Here is a 770-nt window from a genome sequence, read left to right on the forward strand (position 1 = left end):
TGAAAGCCGGAGTGTGGTTCCGCCGTGCTCGTCTGCTCATCGTCTCTCCTGATTCGCGGGTCAATCTTGCCCGCCGTCAGGCAGAAACTCCACTTATCGCGCTGTTCAGATTTGCGGGACCAGCTCAGCTGATAAATCTATCACGATCCGAGTAGCAGTTTGTAGATGATCGCCCGTTAGAGGATGTAATCGGTGGCCTCAAAATTGGCCGAGCTTTCCGCTGGAGGTCAGTCTCAAGATAGGTTTGCTGGGTAATCCGTAAATGATTGGCCTCATCCTCTTACTCATTCTATTTCTTTCATTCTTGGCTTACGTCGCTTGGGCAGCCGCCTATCTCGCGTTGCGGATACGTCCAGCAATGTCTTGGACGAAAATTGCGACCCTATTCATCATAGTTTTTTGCATCATTGGTGCGCTGGCCGGCTGGCGCAGAGTTGTCGGAGAAGAAGATTTATCCGGTCTCTCGCTGCTCGTCTATCCAGTGGGCGCGATAGGAATAATCGTTTGCTTATCCGCCGTCATAGGAACGGCGATTGAAATCTACCGAAAAGGAAATTGCTCTTAGCCTCCTAAATGTCGCCTGATGGCCCGTAGCTGACCTTCACTGTGGTCCTGGCGGACGCCCGCTTGTGACCCTGGCTGTGTGAAAACACTGGCTGCTGTTATGATTCTCCTGTGATTCTTTGGGGGAATCGATGAGGCGCTTCGTTGAAGAGGCGGATCGTGGGCAGCGGACGCTGTTGCCCGAATGCCTCGATGACTTCATTGAC

Annotated in this window: 1 protein-coding gene; it reads left to right on the forward strand. The window is 52.5% G+C overall.

Annotation, left to right across the window (positions count from 1 at the left end):
* Positions 1-262: 262 nt before the first annotated feature.
* Positions 263-565, forward strand: a complete 303-nt coding sequence (locus tag AC066S_RS38985) for a hypothetical protein (protein ID WP_135169607.1) — start codon at positions 263-265, stop codon at positions 563-565.
* The last annotated feature ends 205 nt before the right edge of the window (positions 566-770 follow it).

Source organism: Bradyrhizobium sp. CFUWI (assembly GCF_056429085.1).

Coding starts and splice junctions, on each gene's coding strand:
- AC066S_RS38985 (WP_135169607.1), top strand. CDS start 263: ATGATTGGCCTCATCCTCTTACTCATTCTATTTCTTTCATTCTTGGCT.